Genomic DNA, 13,605 nt, shown 5'->3' on the forward strand with positions numbered 1-13,605 from the left:
GATGCAATCTCCATTCAGGCCACGGTGGGCCGATTAGTGACAGCGGGGGCTTCTGGGTGGTTCCACTTTAGTCCCGATCGGGGCTGATGGTAAGTGGGGTGACGAAATTCCGCTCCCGGCGTGGACGTGCTCCGGCCCGGGTGGCCGTGGCACGCTGGAGACATGACTGACACGGGGTCCAAGGACGTTCTGCTGGCCGGCTGCGGAGACGTGGGCACGGCCCTCGGGCTGCGGGTGGCGGGACGCGGGTGGCGGGCCACGGGCGTCCGCCGTCACGCCGCGCAGCTGCCCGCCCCGATCCACGGGGTCTCGATGGACCTCGTCGATCCGGGATCCGTGACACTGCCACCCGCCGAAGCCGTGGTGGTCACCCTCACCGCGGACGGCCACGACGCCGCCGCCTACGAACGCACCTACCTGGGTGGCCTCCGGGGGCTGCGCCGGGCCCTCGGCACGCAGAACCCGCGGGTGGTCCTGGTGTCCTCCACGGGCGTCCTGGGCGGGGGCGACGGCGAACGCGTCACCGAGGAGACCCCGGCGGATCCGCAGCGCCCCACGGGCCACGTGCTGCTGGCCGCGGAGGAGCTGGCCGCCGAGCTGTTCCCGGAGCTCGTGGTCGTGCGGCCCGCGGGGATCTACGGGCCGGGGCGGACCTCCATGATCGAGCGGGTCCGGCGCGGTTCCCCCATGGCGCACCGCCGCATGACCAACCGGATCCACCGGGACGACCTCGTCACCGTCCTCACCGCCGTTCTGGACTCACCCGAGCCGCCGCGGCTGCTGCACGCGGTGGACCACGACGCCGCCCGGCTGGGGGATGTGGCCGCCCACCTCGCGGACCGGCTGGGTGTGCCCGTGCCCCCGGACGACTCCGGGCCGGGAGAGGGGCCGCTGGGGAAGATCGTGGACGGCGCGCTGGTGCACTCCTTCGTGCCGGCCGACGAGTGGCTCTACCCCACGTTCCGGGAGGGGTACGACGCGCTGCTGGCCGGTGAGTTTGATGATCCCGGTGACTCCGGTGACTCCGGCGAATCCGGTAGCGGCAGTGGGCCCGGTGGCTCCGGTGCGTTCGACGACTCGAGCGGTTCCGGCGGGTCCGGGTCGTCGGGATCCTCCGACGGGGCGGTGCGCCCGTGAGCGAGGACACCCACTGGTTCCTCCCCATCAACCCGGCGGCCCACATGGAGCACATGCCCGCCGACTGGCGGACCCGAGCAGACGCGACCGCAGTGTGGGAGGCCATCGGGCGCTCGCAGCTCATTGACCGTTGGTGCCTGCGCACCGGTTATCGGACCATGAAGGCCGGGGACGTGATCTGGGCGTACCTGTCCAAGAGACAGGAGCTCTGCGCAGTGGGAACGGTGCGGCGGACGGCGCTCGAGGTGGACGGTGTGGAAGTCGACCCCGCCGAGTCCCGGGACGGTGACGGCGGCGGCTGGTATGTCCATGTGGACTGGGACGAGCGCCGCACGGCAGAGCTGTGCCGCCATCCCATCCCGAGGTCGGTGTTCGGCCAGGTGCCGATGTCGGTGGGGCGGGTGGGGCAGAGTGCAAAGGTGCCGTTGAAGTGTTTGGAACGGGCGGCTCTTCCACGAGTAGCAGCAGGGGGAGCTACATGAGGGCAGCCGAGGTGACGCTGAAGTTGCCTCCCCTGTGGGGCCAGCCGTTGGCGTAGTCAATAGTCGCATTGAGGAAGATCCGGGTGGGGGGAAACCCGGAGACATCGACCTCTCGAAAAAGTGATACCCGGTTCACGGAGTCACCGCTTGTGCCGGAGGAGCCACCCACGTTGTATGCGGACACGAAACTTGTGCCGCACGCTTCGGTGCCATTGAGCCCGGACTGACAGGATGTGTCGACCGTCCCCACGGTGCCGTTGGCGGGGATTCTCTGGCCATTGCTCAGGTTGTACGACTTCCCATTGGTCATGGACACGCGCGACAGCTCCACGGGATTCGAGGAGTAGATGTTCCCAGAGGTGACCCCACATGCCTTAGCTTCGGCGCTTATCTTAAATCCGAACACCAGCTTCAACTGCTTGCTGGCGAGACCGCCCAGCGTCTCGTTCTCCACGTTCAGGTAAGTGACGGTGAAGGCCGACGGGGGTAGTGGCTGATTGGGCCTGTACGCCGCACAAGGGGATGCGGCCATGGCAGGAGCCGCAGCGGTGGCGAGGATGACGGGTGTAGCCCACATGGTCCCCTTGGCGAGCTCGCGACGCGTGACGGTCATGGTGACCTTTCCAGTGGGGGCACTACCCATCGTAGTGGCCCACAGCATGAGAAGACATCTAGTTGCGCAGGTTGCTGATGATGTCCGCACGTCCGCCCGCAGGCGGGGCGCAGTGCCGTCACCACCCGCACTGAGCGGGCTCGCTGGGACTGCAACCGCGACCCCGCAACCTCTGTTGCGCTCTGTGACACCTCCCTGGACCTCCCCGAGCGCGGGGAGTTAACTGGCACGCACTCCCCGGATTGTTACCCCTTCAATATTTGACGCTTACCGCGCTCGGGGGAGGGCGCAAGAAACAGGTAGACACTCATGATCCTCACCGGACTCGTCGTCGGTGCCCTGCTGGGCATCGTGATGCAGCGCGGACGCTTCTGCGTGACGGGCATGCTGCGGGACATCTTCCTGCAGCGCTCGTGGCGCACGTTCACCGCTCTGCTCGTGGTCATCACCGTCCATGCCGTCGGGCTGGCCGCACTGACCACCGTGGGGGTGATCTCCCCCGAATACCCCTCCTTCATGCCCCTGGCGGTGATCGTGGGCGGTTTCATGTTCGGCGTGGGCATCATCCTGGCCGGTGGCTGCGCGTCCGGCACCTGGTACCGCTCCGGCGAGGGCCTGGTGGGCTCGTGGATCGCCCTGGCGATGTACGCCCTGTCCGCGTCCGCCATGAAGACGGGTGTGCTCAAGGGCTTCAGCTCCGGCATGAAGGAGTGGGACACCGGCCTGACCACCATCCCCGGTGCGCTGGGAGTCTCACCGTGGCTGTTCGTGATCGCGCTGGCAGCGGTTACCGGCGTGATGGTGCGCCACTTCCTCAACCGCGAGAAGTCCGCTGTGAAGCCCGCCCGCTTGACCAACCGTCCCGTGTGGAAGCGCCCCCTGCACGTCTACACCGCCGGCGCGCTGGTGGGCCTGATCGGCGTCGTTGCGTGGCCCCTGTCCGCGGCGACCGGGCGCAACGACGGCCTGGGCATCACCACCCCCACCGCCAACCTGCTCAACTTCCTGGTCACCGGCGCGGACAAGAAGCTGGACTGGGGTGTGATGCTCGTGCTCGGCATCCTGGTGGGCTCGTTCATCGCCGCGAAGTCCACGGGCGAGTTCCGCGTGCGCGTCCCGGACGCCACCACCACCGTGCGCTCCATCGCGGGCGGGCTGCTCATGGGCGTGGGCGCCGCGCTGGCCGGCGGCTGCACCGTGGGCAACGGCATGGTCCAGACCAGCCTGTTCACGTTCCAGGGCTGGATCGCCCTGCTGTTCATCGCGCTGGGCGTGGCCGCGGCCACGAAGATCTGGCTCAAGCCCACCGTCACCCAGCCCGAGCGCGGCTCGGCGGGGGACACCTACTCCACCGCGGAGAGCCTCGACCACACCGTGGACACCGCCGCCCCGGACGACACCTCGATCGACGCCGCTCCCACCGCGGGCGCGCCCCGCACCTCCGGGGCGAACGTGTTCTCGGGCTTCGCCGCGGCACCCACCGCGCTCATGGTGAAGAACCCGGCGTCCGCGCCGTCGAAGAAGCTCACGGACCTGGGGGACGGCTACTACGCCCTGGACTCCCTCGGCGCGGTGTGCCCGTTCCCCCTGATCGAGGCCAAGGACGTGATGCAGACCCTGCACTCCGGCGACCACCTGGTCATCGACTTCGACTGCACCCAGGCCACCGAGGCCATCCCCCAGTGGGCGGCCGCGGACGGCCACGAGGTCACCGACTTCGTGGAGAAGGGCGACGCCAGCTGGCAGATCACCCTCAGGAAGGGCTGACCCGCCCCGCTCTTCCGCTCACGACGCCGCCGCGCCACCTCTGCGCCCCACCGCCCCGCCTGCCGGGGCGGAGGGCATCCAGCCCCACCCCTACGGGTCTGCTGCCACCGCCCCGCTGACCGGTGGCCGGGGGCCCGCTCACCGGGGGCGGGGCAGGGAGGGCGCGGCGGCGTCGTCGTACGCGCGGTGCGGCTCAGGCCCGGGCGTCCTTCCGTGCGCGGTGGCGCATGTCCCGCAGGGCCACGGCCAGGGCGACGAGCACCACGAGCACCACCACGCCCAGGCCTGTCGCGATGCCCACGGACCAGCCCTGGGCGGCAACCACGCCGTAGGCCACTGCGGTGATCATGGCGATGCCCACGGCGGTGCCCACGCGCTGACCGGTCTGCATCACACCACCGGCGCTGCCCGCGTACTCCAGCGGCACCTCCGCGAGCGTGAGCGTCTGGTTGGGGCTGACCACCGCGCCCTGACCGAAGCCCACGAAACCGAGGGTGAGCACGAGCCACCACTCGCTGATGCCCCAGCTGTCGTGGAACAGGATCACGGTCGCGCTCAGCAGCAGGCCCACGATCACGCTGACCATGCCGAACACCACGATCCTGCGCCCCATCCGGCTCACCCGGCTCCCGGCCAGGTTGGAGGCCACGGCACTCGCGAACGCGTTGAGCAGACCCACGCAGCCGGCGGCCAGCGCGGTGTGACCGAGCCCCTGCTGCATGTAGAGGGTGATGAGCACCCATACGCTCGTGATCCCCAGGAAGTACAGCGAGATCAGCAGGGACCCGTTGAGGAAGCTGCTGACCCTGAAGATGTCCAGGTCCACCATGGGCTGGTGCCCGGAGGCCTTGAAGCGCTTCTCCCACGCGATCCACAGCGCCAGGAACACCGCGGCCACCAGCAGCAGCGCCCACACCCACGGGCTCGTGCCGGGAGAGCCCGTCTCGATGAACGGCAGCAGGGTGGCCAGCAGGGCGATGCCCAGCAGGACCGCGCCCGTGGGATCCATCTCCCGCAGGGCATGTCCGATGCTGGTGCCCTCCGGTTTGCGCAGCAGCGGGCGGGGGAACCACAGGAAGGCCAGTACGAGCGCCACGATGCCCACGGGGACGTTCACCGCGAAGAGCCACCGCCAGCCCTCGGAGGCGCCACCCGTCTGGATCAGCAGACCGCCCAGGACGGGGCCGATGGCCACCGAGACGCCCACGGCGCTGCCCAGCATGCCGAAGGCCTTCCCGCGTTCGGCGCCCTTGAAGTACTGCTGGATCATGGCCACGCCCTGCGGGTTGAGCAGACCGGAGCCCACACCCTGCACGAAGCGGGCCACGATGAGCATGGTGGGGTCCGGGGCGAGGCCCGCGGCGATCGAGGCCAGCGTGAAGACGACCACTCCGAGCATCCACAGGAACCCCCGCCCGAACACGTCACCGGCGCGACCGCCCGCCACGAGCACCACACCGAACGTGAGTGCGTATCCGGAGAGGATCCACTGCAGCTGGGACTCGGAGGCCCCTAGGCCCTCCTGGATGGAGGGCAGCCCCACGTTGATGATGCTCACGGCCACGAGCGACATGAAGATCGCCACGAGCAGCACCGCGAGGATCCGCCACCGGCGCGGATCCTCGCCGTGGGCGTACCCGCGGTGGGTCTCCGGATCCGGCCGCGGGGTGAGGATGGGCAGCTCGCCCGTGCCCGTGGCGGAGGAGCGCTCGTGCCAGTTCTCGCCGGAGTCCGGAGCGCGGTGGGAGTCTGAGGTCATGCAGGAAGTATGCGCGCGTTCTCCGACGCGGCGTTGCACGGCCGGTCGGGTGTGTGCGTTCGCATGCGGTGGTTGTCGGGTGCATGCTCCCCTGGGCCGTCCTGGGGGCGGGTTTGGTCTGCGGCGCCCGGTGCGGCCATCCTGGTCAGATGACAGTTGAACTGGTGATCCTGGGACTGGTGGTCGTGACCGCTCTGGCGTTCGACTTCACCAACGGATTCCACGACACCGGCAACGCCATGGCTACCTCCATCGCCACCGGGGCGTTGAAGCCCCGCACCGCCGTGGCCCTGTCCGCCGTGCTGAACATGGTGGGCGCGTTCCTGTCCGTGGAGGTGGCCACCACGGTCACCAAGGACGTGCTGCTCATCCAGACCTCGGACGGCGGGCTCGTGTCGGGGCTGGACCCCACGATCGCCCTCACCCTCATCTTCTCGGGTCTCATCGGGGGCATCCTCTGGAACCTGGCCACCTGGCTGTTCGGGCTGCCCTCCAGCTCCTCGCACGCCCTGTTCGGCGGGCTGATCGGAGCGGGACTGGCCTCCCTCGGCGTGGCCGGGGTCAACTGGTCCGGGGTGGTGCAGAAGATCCTCGTCCCGGCGGCCCTGGCCCCGTTCATCGCGGGCTGCGTGGCCGCGGTGGGCACCGCCCTCGTGTACCTCATCGGACGCGCGGCCACCCGGCGCCACCGGGACCGGGGCTTCCGCTGGGGACAGGTGGGAACGGCGTCGCTCGTCTCGCTCGCCCACGGCACCGGGGACGCGCAGAAAACCATGGGCGTGATCGCCCTGGCGCTGATCGCGCACGGGAGCCTGAGCGTGCAGGGGATCGAGGACCACGGGCTGCCGGTGTGGATCATCGTCACGTGCGCGGTGGCCATCGCCCTGGGCACCTACCTGGGCGGCTGGCGCGTGATCCGCACGCTTGGCAAGGGGCTCGTGGAGATCGAGCCGCCGCAGGGGATGGCGGCCGAGGCGTCGTCGGCGGCCATCATCCTGACCTCCAGCCACTACGGCATGGCCCTGTCCACCACGCACGTGGCCACCGGCTCCATCCTGGGCTCGGGCGTGGGCAAGCCCGGCGCGCGCGTGCGGTGGGGTGTGGCCGGGCGCATGGTCGTGGGGTGGCTGCTCACCCTGCCCGCCGCGGCCGTGGTGGGTGCGGTGTGCTTCATCATCGCCCGGGCCGTGGGCGGTCTGCCGGGAGCCGTGGTGATCTTCCTGCTCCTGGTGGCGGCGTCCGCGGTGATCTTCCTGCGCTCCCGGCACCAGAAGGTGGACCGGCACAACGTCAATGCCGAGTGGGACGAGGACACCCACTCCGTGGCCCCCGGTGACCCGGACCGGGCCGACACCCAGGAGGTGGCTCGCTCATGATCGCCCAGATGGCGAAATCCGCCCTCGCCGTGCTGCTGGCCGGGCTGTGCTTCGGCGCCGGACTGCCCGCGCTGTTCACGGTGGGCATCGCCCTGTGGAGCCGCGCCACCCCGCCGCCGGGCCCGGACGGCACGGCGCGCAGGAACGCCGTGGCGCTCGCTGGCGCCGTGCTGTGCTTTGCCATCGTGCTCGCCGCCGTGGTGATCGGGGTCCTGTGGATCACCCGGAAGAGCTTGGACCACTACCTAGGGATCTCGGTGTTCGGATGATGACCTTCGACGCGGCACTCGACCACATTCGCGCCGCCTACCCCCACGGTGTTCCCCCGGAGCAGCACGTGGCGCTCGCGGAGCTGCTGGCCCGCACGGTGGGCCCCCACCGCACCGAGCGGCTGCTCGAGACCCTGGACATCCCGGCGGGAGACCTCCTGGGGCCTGCCGCGGCTTCCGCGGAGCAGCTGGGCGACGTCGCCGCGGACCTCGCGCGCGCCGGGTGGCCCCTGGTGGGTGCGAGCCAGGACGAACCACCCCGGCAGCCGGGCTACGTGGCCCGAGTGATGAACTGGCTGCGCGCCGACTACCCCAACGGCGTTCCCACCCAGGACTACCTCCCGGTGCTCGCGGTGCTGCGCCCGCAGCTGGCCGACGAGGACATGACGGCGATCGCGGATCAGCTGGCCAAGGACGCCCGCGAGCAGGGGGTGGCGCCCTCCGAGGCGGATGCCCGCGAGGCCATCCACCGCGCCACCGAGGACGAGCCCAAGCCGGACGAGATCGAGCGCATCCGGGCGATGCTCGCGGCCCACGGGTGGCCGTTCGAGGGGGAGTAGGGGTCCATGCCCCGCGGGTGGACGGGCCGTTCCGAACGGTTGGGGCGGGTTCTGCGCTGCGGGGCGGCGCCCCGTAACGGTGGGTCGACGCATTAGGAGAAGTTCTCCCACCGAAAACGCACTTTTCGTTGGTAGAAGTTCTCCTCAGACGCGGTGCGCCTGAGGTCACGGGCGTCTCAGTCCCGTTCGTGAAGCAACCGGGCGGCTTCCCGGTAGTCGTCGAGGTACTCCAGTTGGGAGGCCGCCTCCTGCTCCAGCAGCACCGTGGTGCGCGGATGGAACTGCAGCACGGACGCGGGGCAGCGAGCGCTGACCGGCCCCTCCACCATGTCCCGCACGGCGCGGGCCTTGCCTCGCCCCACCGCGAGGAGCACTACTTCCTGAGCGCGAGAGATCGTGCCGAGCCCCTGGGTGATGCACAGGCGGGGGACCGGATCGCGTCCGAAGAAGCGGGAGTTGTCCGTGCGGGTCTGGCGGGTCAGCGCCCGCACGGTGGTTCGTGAGGACAGCGAGGAGCCGGGCTCGTTGAAGCCGATGTGCCCGTTGGTCCCGATGCCCAGGATCTGCAGATCGACGCCGCCCGCTGCGGCGATTAATTCCTCGTAGCGTTGCGCCTCGGCTGCGGGATCGGGGGCGCCGCCCTGCGGGGTGTGCAGGCGTTCCAGCGGCAGGTCCACGTGGGCCGCGAAGTCCCGCAGGATCGTGGCACGGTAGGAGCGGGGGTCGGTCGGGATCAGCCCCACGTACTCGTCCAGGGTGAACGCCGTGGCTCGCGCGAAGCTGAGCCTCTTCTCCCGGTGCCTGCGGATCAGCTCCCGGTATGTGGGCTGGGGTGTGCCGCCGGTCGCGAGACCGAGTACCGCGGGTCCCCGCCGCACCCGGCGCGTGACCAGGTCTGCGGCGGCCACGGCGACCTCAGCGGCGGAGTCGCACAGGATCACGTGCATGCTCGCTCCTCACTCGGTGACGGGTGCGCCGTTCTTGATCACGGTTTCGACCGACAGGTCCTGTCCGGCGACCACCAGGTCGGCGCGAACCCCGGCACCCAGGTATCCGACGCCGTCGATCCCCAGGGCGCGGGCGGGGGTCCACGATGCCGCTGTCACAGCGCTCGGCAGGGGGATGCCCCAGTCGACGCAGTTCCGCACGCACTCGATCAGCCGGCTGGTGCCACCGGCGATGGCGCCGTCCGTGGAGCCGGGGTGGCCCGGATCGAGGCGGGCGACGCCATCGCTCACGCGGACCTGCAGCGCGCCGAGCGTGTAGTGCCCGCCCGCCATGCCCGCCGCGGCCATGGCGTCGGTGATCAGTGCGACGGCCTCGGAGCCCACCAGGGAAAAGACCATGCGCACGATTTCCGGGTCCAGGTGCACGCCGTCCGCGATCAGCTCCAGAACCATCGAATCCGGGTCCTCGCGAGCGTTCTCCAGCAGCACGGGCACGGGTCCCGGTGTGCGGTGGCCCAGGGCGGGCATCCGGTTGAAGAGGTGAGTTGCTGTCCAGGTGCCGCCCGTGAGGTCCGCGGCGAGGGCGTCGTGGGTCTGGGCAGCCGTGGCGGCGGTGTGCCCGATGGACGGCACGACGCCGTATTCGCGGCACAGTGCCACGAGTTCCGGGAAGCGCGGCGTTTCCGGGGCCACCGTCATGGACCGCACGGTTCCCTCGCCCTCCTGCAGCCACTGCTCCAGCAGCTGCGGATCCCCGGGAATGATCGCCCGGGGGTTCTGGGCGCCGCACATGGACTCCGCGATGAACGGCCCCTCCAGGTGCAGTCCGGCCAGCTCCCCGCGGTGCACGAGAGAGCGCAGCGCCCGGATCTGCTCCAGCAGCACGTCCGACGGCGCGGAGACGAGCGAGGCCAGCACGGACGTGGTGCCGTGGGCCGTGTGGTGGCGGGCCGCTCGCAGGCTGCCGGGGACGTCCGCCGAGAACGTCGCTCCTGCCCCGCCGTGGCAGTGGATGTCCACCAGGCCGGGCAGGATCAGGGGGACCGGGCGGGCGGCGTCGCGCAGGGGGGCGGGGGCGTCGTCGGCCGGACCGCACCACGCGATGCGCTCGCCCTCGACCACGACCACGCCGTCCTGCACGGTGGGCTCACCGGGCAGACCCGTGCAGAGCTCGCCCCGCAGCGCCCAGGGCGTGCTCGCGGGAACATCGCGCGGGCTGAGCACGGGATCAGGCGACATGCGTGTCCTCAGCGGCGGGGTCGTCCTCGCGTCCCGGTGTCTTGAGGTTCCAGCGGCGGATCACGAAGCGGAAGAGCACGTAGTAGATCACGGCGTAACCCAGGCCGATGGGGATGAGCAGGAGGGGTTTGGTGGCGATCCCCAGGTTCAGCACGTAGTCGATTGCTCCTGCGGAGAACCCGAAACCGTCGTGGATGCCCAGGGCGTTGGTGAGCATCATGGACGACCCCATGAGCACGGCGTGGAGGATGTAGAGCGGCCAGGCCACGAACATGAAGGAGAACTCGAGCGGCTCGGTGATGCCGGTGAGGAACGCGGTGAGCCCGGTGGAGAGCATGATGCCGCCCACCACCTTCTTCTGCTCGGGGCGGGCCTCCTGCCAGATGGCCAGCGCGGCGGCAGGCAGAGCGAACATCATGATGGGGAAGAACCCGGTCATGAACACACCGGCGGAGGGGTCCCCGGCGAAGAACCGGTTGAGGTCACCGTGGGCACCGTTGTAGTCGCCCAGGATGAACCACACGATGGAGTTGAGGATGTGGTGCAGACCCAGGGGGATCAACATGCGGTTGAGGAACCCGTACAGCCCGCTGCCCGCCACGGCGTTCTCGGACACCGCATGGCCCACCGAGGTCAGGCCGCGGTCGAAGAGCGGGTAGATGAAAGCCAGCACCACGCCGATCAGGATGGCCGCCACCGCAGTGAGGATGGGCACCAGGCGCCGCCCGGAGAAGAAGCCCAGCCAGTCGGGGAGCTTGGTGCGGTGGAAGCGTTGCCAGATCAGTGCCGTGGTGAGGCCCACGATGATGCCGGCCAGCACGCCGTAGTCGATCTTGGGCGGTTTGCCGGCCACCTCCTCGGTGCCGAGCACGAGCGGGGTCATGGCTTCGAAGACGTTGGTCATCACCAGATAGCCCACGACCGCAGCAAGGGCGGTGGAGCCGTCTCCCTTGCGGGCGAAGCCGAAAGAGATGCCCACCGCAAAGATCAGGGGAAGGTTGTCGAACAGTGCACCACCGGCAGCGCTGATCACGTGCGCGGCGGTGGCGAACCACCCGATGCTTCCCAGCAGATCGTCCTGGCCCAGGCGCAGGAGAAGCGCCGCTGCGGGTAGCGCCGCAATGGGCAGCATGAGGCTGCGCCCGAAGCGTTGCAGGTTCTGCAACGATTTGCCGCTGCGCCTGGGTTTGGCTGCGCCGGTGGCCGGCGCACTGCCGGCGGCGGGGATGTTTTCCGCGGTCATGGGGGCCTCGTTTTCTCCCGGGAGCACGCTTGTCCCCGGTGCCGGGAATCAGTACAGTCATGACAACTGGTTATAACCAGTGATGACCATCACTGTGATGTGCGGAAGAGCACTTGTCAACCGTGAGATGGGCCGCCTGCGCGGACTCATGGATCCGCACCCCTGAGACACCGAGGAGACACCATGTCCAAGGCCGAACGGATCCTCGCCGCACTGGGCGGGGCGCAGAACGTCGAGGAGATCGAGGGGTGCATCACGCGTCTGCGGACCGAGGTGTCGGACCCCTCCCTGGTGGACCAGGCGACGCTGAAGTCCCTCGGCGCGCATGGCGTCATGGCCGCTGGCACGGTGGTTCAGGTGGTTGTGGGGCCGGAGGCCGAGAGCCTGGCCGAGGACATCCAGGACCTCCTGTGAACCCCCCGGGGTCGCTGACCGTTCACGCACCGCTGCCCGGGAAGCTCGTGCAGCTTGCGGAGGTGCCCGATCCCGTGTTCGCCCAGGGGATGGTGGGTCACGGGGCCGCACTGGAACCCGTGGCCTCTGAGGACTTCGTGACCGTGGTGGCTCCGGTGTCCGGACGGATGCTCAAGGTCATGCCGCACGCGTTCGTGGTCCAGGCTCCTTCCGGCCAGGGGGTGCTGGTGCACCTGGGGATCGACACCGTGAAGCTCGAAGGCGATGGGTTCACGGTGCACGTGGCCAAGGGCGATCAGGTGAGCGCCGGGGATCCTCTGGTGGACATGGACCTGACCACCGTTCGGGCAGCGGGGCTGAGTGCATGCTGCCCCGTGATCGTTCTGGACTCAGCCGCAGACGCCATCACCCCCTTGACGGCTGCCGAGGACATCACGGCGGGGCAGGACCTCTTCGCCGTCTTCCAGTGACGCCTCACGGACCGGCACTGAAGCACGAACGCATCCGGCACCACCTCCTGACCTTGGCAACCCGCGAGCTGCGTCCTGGGGACAAACTGCCCGGGGAACGCGTGCTGGAGGAGCAGCTGGGGGTATCGCGCATCACCATCCGCCGGGCCATCTCGGACCTGGTCGGCGACGGCGTTCTGGTGCGGGTCAAGGGCAAGGGCACCTTCGTGTCCCACGGGCGTGTGAGATCCGATCTCCATCTCGCGTCTTTCAACGAGGACATGCTCTCGGCGGGACACCGGCCCACAACTCGGATCATCACCGCAGTCCCAGAACCTGCCGTCGGGGATGCCGATGCGCATCTGCAGGCCCCCGCTCCGTCGGACATCTTCCTGCTGCGACGGCTGCGACTCGCGGACGGTCAGCCGGTGAGTGTGGACGAGTCGTGGCTTCCGAGGCACCTCCTGCCGAATCTTCCCGCTGCCGACCTCTCGGGTTCTCTGTACGGTTTTCTGGCCGCCCAAGGCCATCCGGTGACCCATGTGGAGCAGACGGTGGAGGCGGCGTCCGCGTCTGCGGATATGGCAAAGTGGCTCGACATCGTCGAGGGATCCCCCGTGCTGCTGTTCCGCCGCCGGTCCTATTCGGATGCGACGCCCATCGAGTACTGCATCTCCACGTACCGGTCAGACCGCTACCAACTTTCGATGCGGCTGGCAGTGGAGTAGCTCCTCTGCGTCTGCAGACGACCCTCGGCCTCGTTGTCGAACGGCATGGTGCCCGCCAGACCCCTTCCCACTCCAGGGTTCTCGGTTGAGGGGCGGGTACCTCCGACGAGGTGCCGAGCCACAGTGCGTAGCATCACGCTCCAACCCTGGGAGCGCAGGCGCCGGGGACCGAGCGAACGAGGAGAGTCGATGGGCGTGCGAGAGGCAGCACCCGCCGAGCGAGCGGGAACCGCGAGAATCGGCGGGCGGGCCCTGGCCCGCACGGGCTACGGGCTGGGAAACCTGGCGCGGGCGGCGTCGTCGGGCGCCGAGGGATTCGCGGCCGGGATGCGGCTGCTGCGGCAGGCCCGGGAGCTGGGTGTGGCGTTCTACGACACCGCGCAGTACTACGGAGCAGGTGTGGCCAACCGGTTGCTGGCCCAGGCTTTCCGGGATCCACAAGATGACGTGTTCTACGCCAGCAAGGTGGGTGCCAAGCCGTTGCCCGACGGGCCCGTGCCCATGACGGCCGCCCAGAGGCCGCAGGAGCTGTGGAAGGCCGTGCACGAGAACCTGCGGGCGCTGGGCACCGACCACCTGGATCTGGTCTACCTGTGACGCATGGACATGCAGCCCGGGCTGG

General features: G+C 69.5%; 15 protein-coding genes and 1 pseudogene. 11 read left to right on the top strand and 5 right to left on the bottom strand.

Features of this window, described 5'->3' with window-relative positions; all coding sequences use genetic code 11:
• Positions 1 to 162: 162 nt before the first annotated feature.
• On the top strand, positions 163 to 1,137 hold the full coding sequence (locus tag C1C97_RS08255; RefSeq protein WP_233542833.1) for an NAD-dependent epimerase/dehydratase family protein: 975 nt from the start codon (positions 163 to 165) through the stop codon (positions 1,135 to 1,137).
• Positions 1,134 to 1,619, top strand: a complete 486-nt coding sequence (locus tag C1C97_RS08260; RefSeq protein WP_233542834.1) for a hypothetical protein — start codon at positions 1,134 to 1,136, stop codon at positions 1,617 to 1,619. The genes C1C97_RS08255 and C1C97_RS08260 overlap by 4 nt, the downstream gene beginning before the upstream one ends.
• Here the strand turns inward: C1C97_RS08260 and C1C97_RS12175 are convergent.
• Positions 1,612 to 2,232 carry a hypothetical protein gene (locus tag C1C97_RS12175; protein ID WP_147406065.1) on the bottom strand — a complete coding sequence of 207 codons (621 nt, stop codon included), beginning with the start codon at positions 2,230 to 2,232 and terminating at the stop codon, positions 1,612 to 1,614. The two genes, C1C97_RS08260 and C1C97_RS12175, sit on opposite strands and share 8 nt — an antisense overlap.
• Before the next feature lie 384 nt (positions 2,233 to 2,616).
• On the opposite strand from C1C97_RS12175, the pseudogene C1C97_RS12560 reads away from it, so the two are divergent.
• Positions 2,617 to 3,450, top strand: a pseudogene (locus tag C1C97_RS12560) (YeeE/YedE family protein); the annotation flags it as partial.
• A 315-nt stretch (positions 3,451 to 3,765) separates the two neighbouring features.
• Positions 3,766 to 3,999, top strand: a complete 234-nt coding sequence (locus tag C1C97_RS12565) for a sulfurtransferase TusA family protein (protein WP_233542860.1) — start codon at positions 3,766 to 3,768, stop codon at positions 3,997 to 3,999.
• Between the two features lie 193 nt (positions 4,000 to 4,192).
• Here the strand turns inward: C1C97_RS12565 and C1C97_RS08270 are convergent, their stop codons facing one another.
• On the bottom strand, positions 4,193 to 5,758 hold the full coding sequence (locus C1C97_RS08270; RefSeq protein WP_121031141.1) for an MFS transporter: 1,566 nt from the start codon (positions 5,756 to 5,758) through the stop codon (positions 4,193 to 4,195).
• Positions 5,759 to 5,907: 149 nt separating this feature from the next.
• On the opposite strand from C1C97_RS08270, the gene C1C97_RS08275 reads away from it, so the two are divergent.
• Genes C1C97_RS08275 through C1C97_RS08285 form a run of 3 tightly spaced genes read left to right on the top strand, consistent with a single transcriptional unit; the run spans position 5,908 to position 7,963 of the window.
• Complete coding sequence (locus tag C1C97_RS08275) at positions 5,908 to 7,134, top strand: inorganic phosphate transporter (RefSeq protein ID WP_121031143.1); 1,227 nt, start codon at positions 5,908 to 5,910, stop codon at positions 7,132 to 7,134.
• A gap of 8 nt (positions 7,135 to 7,142) precedes the next feature.
• Entirely contained in the window at positions 7,143 to 7,403 is a 261-nt protein-coding gene (locus tag C1C97_RS08280) for a hypothetical protein (RefSeq protein WP_233542835.1), read from the top strand.
• Positions 7,400 to 7,963: a DUF3349 domain-containing protein gene (locus tag C1C97_RS08285; RefSeq protein WP_121031146.1), complete on the top strand. Its 564-nt coding sequence runs from the start codon at positions 7,400 to 7,402 to the stop codon at positions 7,961 to 7,963. Before C1C97_RS08280 ends, C1C97_RS08285 begins: the two co-directional genes overlap by 4 nt.
• 176 nt (positions 7,964 to 8,139) lie before the next feature.
• On the opposite strand, the gene nagB is transcribed toward C1C97_RS08285, so the two are convergent.
• Genes nagB through C1C97_RS08300 form a run of 3 tightly spaced genes read right to left on the bottom strand, consistent with a single transcriptional unit; the run spans position 8,140 to position 11,392 of the window.
• Positions 8,140 to 8,910 carry a glucosamine-6-phosphate deaminase gene (gene nagB, locus C1C97_RS08290; RefSeq protein WP_121031148.1) on the bottom strand — a complete coding sequence of 257 codons (771 nt, stop codon included), beginning with the start codon at positions 8,908 to 8,910 and terminating at the stop codon, positions 8,140 to 8,142.
• A 9-nt stretch (positions 8,911 to 8,919) separates the two neighbouring features.
• Complete coding sequence (locus tag C1C97_RS08295) at positions 8,920 to 10,149, bottom strand: N-acetylglucosamine-6-phosphate deacetylase (protein ID WP_121031150.1); 1,230 nt, start codon at positions 10,147 to 10,149, stop codon at positions 8,920 to 8,922.
• Positions 10,139 to 11,392 carry a PTS transporter subunit EIIC gene (locus C1C97_RS08300; protein WP_121031152.1) on the bottom strand — a complete coding sequence of 418 codons (1,254 nt, stop codon included), beginning with the start codon at positions 11,390 to 11,392 and terminating at the stop codon, positions 10,139 to 10,141. Before C1C97_RS08300 ends, C1C97_RS08295 begins: the two co-directional genes overlap by 11 nt.
• A 183-nt stretch (positions 11,393 to 11,575) precedes the next feature.
• Between C1C97_RS08300 and C1C97_RS08305 the strand changes: the two genes are divergently transcribed.
• From C1C97_RS08305 to C1C97_RS08320, 4 genes are all read left to right on the top strand, one after another.
• Complete coding sequence (locus C1C97_RS08305; protein ID WP_121031154.1) at positions 11,576 to 11,806, top strand: glucose PTS transporter subunit EIIB; 231 nt, start codon at positions 11,576 to 11,578, stop codon at positions 11,804 to 11,806.
• Positions 11,803 to 12,276 (top strand): PTS sugar transporter subunit IIA, encoded by a 474-nt coding sequence (locus C1C97_RS08310; RefSeq protein WP_199712217.1) that lies wholly within the window; start codon positions 11,803 to 11,805, stop codon positions 12,274 to 12,276. Before C1C97_RS08305 ends, C1C97_RS08310 begins: the two co-directional genes overlap by 4 nt.
• Positions 12,171 to 12,983 (top strand): GntR family transcriptional regulator, encoded by an 813-nt coding sequence (locus C1C97_RS08315; RefSeq protein WP_121031156.1) that lies wholly within the window; start codon positions 12,171 to 12,173, stop codon positions 12,981 to 12,983. Before C1C97_RS08310 ends, C1C97_RS08315 begins: the two co-directional genes overlap by 106 nt.
• A 195-nt stretch (positions 12,984 to 13,178) precedes the next feature.
• Entirely contained in the window at positions 13,179 to 13,580 is a 402-nt protein-coding gene (locus C1C97_RS08320; protein WP_158591141.1) for an aldo/keto reductase, read from the top strand.
• The last annotated feature ends 25 nt before the right edge of the window (positions 13,581 to 13,605 follow it).

This window comes from Kocuria tytonis, assembly GCF_003226895.2.
In the GTDB taxonomy this organism is placed as follows: Bacteria; Actinomycetota; Actinomycetes; order Actinomycetales; family Micrococcaceae; genus Kocuria; species Kocuria tytonis.

What these genes read in the sequence shown, in the direction of transcription:
- C1C97_RS08285 (WP_121031146.1), top strand. Translation starts at nt 7,400, where the DNA reads ATGATGACCTTCGACGCGGCACTCGACCACATTCGCGCCGCCTACCCC.
- C1C97_RS08295 (WP_121031150.1), bottom strand. Translation starts at nt 10,149, where the DNA reads ATGTCGCCTGATCCCGTGCTCAGCCCGCGCGATGTTCCCGCGAGCACG.
- C1C97_RS12175 (WP_147406065.1), bottom strand. Translation starts at nt 2,232, where the DNA reads ATGACCGTCACGCGTCGCGAGCTCGCCAAGGGGACCATGTGGGCTACA.
- nagB (WP_121031148.1), bottom strand. Translation starts at nt 8,910, where the DNA reads ATGCACGTGATCCTGTGCGACTCCGCCGCTGAGGTCGCCGTGGCCGCC.
- C1C97_RS08280 (WP_233542835.1), top strand. Translation starts at nt 7,143, where the DNA reads ATGGCGAAATCCGCCCTCGCCGTGCTGCTGGCCGGGCTGTGCTTCGGC.
- C1C97_RS08275 (WP_121031143.1), top strand. Translation starts at nt 5,908, where the DNA reads ATGACAGTTGAACTGGTGATCCTGGGACTGGTGGTCGTGACCGCTCTG.
- C1C97_RS08300 (WP_121031152.1), bottom strand. Translation starts at nt 11,392, where the DNA reads ATGACCGCGGAAAACATCCCCGCCGCCGGCAGTGCGCCGGCCACCGGC.
- C1C97_RS08255 (WP_233542833.1), top strand. Translation starts at nt 163, where the DNA reads ATGACTGACACGGGGTCCAAGGACGTTCTGCTGGCCGGCTGCGGAGAC.
- C1C97_RS08305 (WP_121031154.1), top strand. Translation starts at nt 11,576, where the DNA reads ATGTCCAAGGCCGAACGGATCCTCGCCGCACTGGGCGGGGCGCAGAAC.
- C1C97_RS08315 (WP_121031156.1), top strand. Translation starts at nt 12,171, where the DNA reads ATGCTGCCCCGTGATCGTTCTGGACTCAGCCGCAGACGCCATCACCCC.
- C1C97_RS08270 (WP_121031141.1), bottom strand. Translation starts at nt 5,758, where the DNA reads ATGACCTCAGACTCCCACCGCGCTCCGGACTCCGGCGAGAACTGGCAC.